Origin of the sequence: Amycolatopsis kentuckyensis (assembly GCF_002155975.1) — a bacterium.
Classification (GTDB): Bacteria; Actinomycetota; Actinomycetes; order Mycobacteriales; family Pseudonocardiaceae; genus Amycolatopsis; species Amycolatopsis kentuckyensis.
On record NZ_MUMI01000653.1, the window covers coordinates 1 to 4,522 of the forward strand.

Genomic DNA, 4,522 nt, shown 5'->3' on the forward strand with positions numbered 1-4,522 from the left:
TCCGCCCGGTGGTTACCCGGTAGTAGGGTGCGGCCATGGCGGGTGACGAGCAGCGGTTCAAGTCGGCTTTCGATTCCTTGCACGCCTTCGCGTACTTCGTGCCCGAAGTCGATGCCGCGCTCACCGGCATCGGGCTGCGGCCCGGGCGGATGCCGTACTTCGCGAGCCGGTCGGCGGCCATGGGGGCCGTCGGGCCGGAGGTCGTCGCGGCCACCTTCTACAACTTCAACCCCGAGGTCGTCGCGCGCGTGATCCCGCGCGCCTGGACCCTGGCGACGCCGGAGCAGGTCCTGGACGCGCGGCTCGACGGCGTCGACAAGGCGCTGAGCCGCCTGCTCGGCGACCACGTCAAGAGCGACGAAGTCGCCGAGGCCGCCGAACTCGCGCGCGCAGCCACCGCCGGGTGCACCGCGGAAGGACGTCCGCTCTACGCCGCCCACGCCGGCCTGCCCTGGCCGGGCGAGCCGCACCTCGTGCTCTGGCACGCCATCACCCTGCTCCGCGAGCACCGCGGTGACGGGCACATCGCGGCGCTCGTCCTGCACGACTTGAGCGGCCTCGAAGCCCTGGTCACCCACAGCGCCACCGGACGCGGGTTCAACGTCGCGGCCGCGAAGCTCACCCGCGGCTGGAGCGACGAGCAGTGGACGGCAGCCGAAGCCGCGCTCGCGGACCGCGGGATCCTCGACGCCGGGGGTGCGCTCACCGACGGCGGCCTCGCGCTGCGGGAACGGATCGAGGCGGCCACCGAAACGTCCTCGACCGGGCCGTGGCACCACCTGGGCCCCGAGCGGACCGCCCGGCTCGAGGAGCTGTGCCGCGGCCTCAGCCGTCGTCTCGTCGAAGCCGGCGCCTTCCCGGACGGGCTATTCACGCTCGGACGACCGTGAACGGTCAAGATCACGCTATGTAGTGAAAAAGTTGTGAAGTATCGGGCACCCCGTGACGGACAGCACTTGCGGTCAAGATCGACATGGCCGCCGACCGGCCGACGGTTGTCACAGAGCGGACTCGGGGGACGCGGCCGTTCGTGTCATGCAACACTGTTCAAGGCCGCACAACGGCCACGGTGTCAGTACCCACAGTGAGCAAATCCCGGGCAATGGGGTGAGTTCGTCAGCACACTGAGAAGTATGGGTGGCCGGGGTTCAACCCGAGGGCCCTTGCCGCGATGATGGTGGGCGTGGAGATTTCGGGTGCCGTGCGCACCACGCCGGTTGACAAGCCAGCCGGTCTCCACGCTGTGCACTTTGACCACTACCCCTCGTAGCCCCCATGATGTTGTTCGAAGCACCGCCTGAGCCAGAACCGCGCGGCCCCCACCGCGCACCGGGAGTATCGCGATGATGACCTTGACCACCCTCGACACGCTGGCGGCCGGCGAACTGGGCACGGGCAACGTGCGCCAGTGGCTGCTCGACAACGTCATCCCCCTGGTGCTGCTGGCCGTCGCACTCCTGCTCCTGTGGCTGGGCGGCGGCAAGGGCGACAACGCCGGTGTCATGCGCCGGCTCGCCGGCGTGGTCATCGCGCTCGCCATCATCGGTCTCGCGGTCAGCGGCGCGGGCGTGAACGTGGGCCAGTGGATCGCCGGCCTGTTCACCGGCTGAGGCGGCCCGCGTGCGCATCAGGACCGATGACGAGGTGTACCGGGTCGACGCCGTGTGGCTCGGCCCGCCGAAAGCGACTTTTCCCTGGAGAGCCCGGTACGTCGCCTGGCTCATCGGCATCCCGACGTTCTTCCTGGTGCTCGGCGTCGAACGCTGGGCGGGGTGGAGCTTCGGGTTCTTCTCGACGGCGTGGGCGTTCGTCGCCACCATCGTGATCACCCGGCTGCTCACGGCCAAGATCAGCCACGAACGCCCGCTCGGCGCCGTGGTCGCGATGGCGGGGCGCGAGCTGAACACGCCGCGGGTACGGACCACGGGCACGGGGGGCGCGGTCAGCGCCAGCCGCGTCCGGGTGCGGGCCGAGCGCCCGCTGCCGAAGCACCGCCGCAGGCGGCAGTACCAGCACCACGGCGGCCCGCCGGGTGCGGCCTTCACCCAGGGAACACCACGAGCGCGCCGGAGCCGTGGCAACGCGGCTCGGGCCGGGAGGTAGTCGTTGTTCGGTCGCGGCGGTAGCCGAGGAAAACGGGGTCGGGACACCCACTCGGGCGCATGGCAACCGCCCGAGCAGGTCCGCGCGTCGCGGAACGGCTCGGGGAACAAGGCGCGCCTGCCCGGTGAGCAGGCGATTCCCGCGTATACCCCGTCGATCGCGGTGCGAAGCATCGACGGGCACCTGGTCCGCACCGGCGTCGAGGTCTACGCCTGGTACCGGCTGGCCCCGCAGCGCTGGTCGTTCCGCTCGGACTCGCAGCGGCGCGACCTGATCGCGGCCATCGCCGGGCAGTACGCCGAGCTGCAGGGCCGGTGGCTGCACCTGCGCGTGACGAACCGGCCGTACCCGATCCGGATGTGGGCCGAGGCGCACGTCTACAACGCCCACAACCGCCCCGGCGACGTCCCGGGCGCGCTGTCCTTCGACGACTACCTGATCGGCGAGCAGCAGCAGCTGATGGGCCGCTCGATGGCCGAAAAAGAGGTCTACCTCGGCGTCCAGGTGCAGACCCGGCGGATGGTCGACCGCGCGGTCGAGCGGGCCGCGCCGGTGCTGCGCAAGATCCTGCCCGAGGCCGTCGACGCCGAGCTGACCGCGCTGGACTCCGAGGTCGAGCACCTCGACCAGGTCATCGGCAGCGCCGGGCTGGAAGGCCGTCCGGTGCACGCCGAGGAGATGTCCTGGCTGATGCACCGGTCCTGCTCGCTGGGCCTGCCCGCGCCGCGGAACATGCCCGCCGTGCCGGGCGCGGCCTGGGAGCCGGAGGACCTGGCCAGCTTCACCGACGCCGCCGACTTCTACGCCGAGCCGTACGCGCCGACGGTGACCGTCCGCGGCCGCACCGGCTCCAACGCCGGCGTCTCGCGCCACCTGGCGATCCTGACCGTCGGGCAGATGCACGGCCTGCAGATCCCCGAGGTCGACGACCCGTGGATCCAGCACGCCGACCGCCTGCCCGCCGCGGTCGAAGTGTCCGCGCGCATCTACGTCCGGCGCCCCGAAGAGGTCGCCGGCGAGCTGCAGCGGCAGATGAACAAGGTGCGCTCGCAGGTCAAGCACTACACCGACGAGCACGAGCTCGAGCCGCCGCAGTCGCTGTCCCGGCAGGCCGGGCGCGTGCTGGAGATCGACGACGAGATGACGTCGGGCTTCACCGCGCTCGCCACCCGCGTCCGCTCCTGGTGGCGGCTGGCGGTGTCCGGTCCCACCGAGCGCGACGCGCTGCGCCTGGCCCAGCAGCTGCTCGACCTGTACAAGCCGAAGATCGCCATCGAGCACCCCGAAGCCCAGTACGCGATGGCCCGGGAGTTCATCCCGGGCGAGCCGCTGGCCTCGGCGGCGTACATGCGCCGCGGTTCGGTGGTCTGGGCGTCCTCGGCGGTCCCGACGGCGACCGCGGAGGTCGGCGACCGCCGCGGCATCCTGCTCGGCGAGACGTGCACGGCGACCCGGCGCCCGGTGGCCTGGGACCCGTGGATGGCCCAGGAGATCCGCGACGGCTCCGGCCTGACGGCCATGGTGGCGGGCCTGGGTGGTGGTAAGTCGTTCCTCGGCGGCGGCATCGTCTACAAGACGCTGCGCGCGGGGGCGAACTGGACGATCCTCGACCCGTCCGGCCCGCTGTCCCGCCTCTGCGACCTGCCGGAACTGCGGCCGTACGCGCGGCCGATCAACCTGCTCAACGCCCAGCCCGGCATCCTGAACCCGTACCGGGTGGTCGCCGAGCCGCTGATCGAGCACTTCATGGACGAGGACGACCCGGAGCGTTCCTGGCGCCGCGAGAAGGCCCTCGCGGGTGCCACCCGGCGGCGCCTGGTGCTGGACGTCCTGACCGGGGTCCTGCCGTACGAGGTGTCCCGGATGGCGCAGACCCGGATCGTGCTGCTGCGCGCGGTGCGGGCCGTGGGCGGCCGCTTCGACGCCGACCCCGGCCAGGTGATCGATGCGCTCCGGCGGGATTCTTCGGAGCACCACGAGCACGCGGGCGTCGTCGCGGACTTCCTCGACGAGATGCGCGAGCGGATGGCGCTGCTGATCCCGGAGACGGACGCGGACCCGTACTCCGAGACCCGCGACGACCGGCTGACGGTGCTGACGATGGCGGGGCTGACCCTGCCGAAGGACGGCGTCCCCCGCGAGTACTGGACGGACGCGGAGTCCCTGGGCGTCGAGATGCTGAACCTGGCGGCGTGGCTGACCCAGCGGTCGGTGTACGAGAAGCCGAAGGAGATGCGCAAGGGCGTCTGGATCGACGAGGCGTTCTTCCTGTCCGAGGTCCCGACCGGGCGCGTGCTGATGAACCGCTTCGCGCGTGACTCGCGCAAGTGGAACGTCCGGGTCCTGCTGTCGTCCCAGATCCCGGCGGACTTCCTGAAGATCCAGGGTTTCGTGGCCCTGCTGGACTCGGTGTTCGTCG

The 4,522-nt window shown here is 71.4% G+C and carries 4 protein-coding genes; all 4 read left to right on the forward strand.

Annotation, left to right across the window (positions count from 1 at the left end):
- Positions 1-35 precede the first annotated feature (35 nt).
- A complete protein-coding gene (locus CCN39_RS44880; RefSeq protein ID WP_086852952.1) occupies positions 36-890 on the forward strand; it encodes an SCO6745 family protein in 855 nt (284 codons plus the stop codon).
- 453 nt (positions 891-1,343) lie between these two features.
- Positions 1,344-1,610, forward strand: a complete 267-nt coding sequence (locus tag CCN39_RS44885; RefSeq protein ID WP_004562703.1) for a hypothetical protein — start codon at positions 1,344-1,346, stop codon at positions 1,608-1,610.
- A 10-nt stretch (positions 1,611-1,620) separates the two neighbouring features.
- On the forward strand, positions 1,621-2,103 hold the full coding sequence (locus CCN39_RS44890; RefSeq protein ID WP_086852954.1) for a hypothetical protein: 483 nt from the start codon (positions 1,621-1,623) through the stop codon (positions 2,101-2,103).
- 3 nt (positions 2,104-2,106) lie between these two features.
- A partial coding sequence (locus CCN39_RS44895) for an ATP-binding protein (protein ID WP_086852956.1) occupies positions 2,107-4,522 on the forward strand: 2,416 nt, incomplete at its 3' end.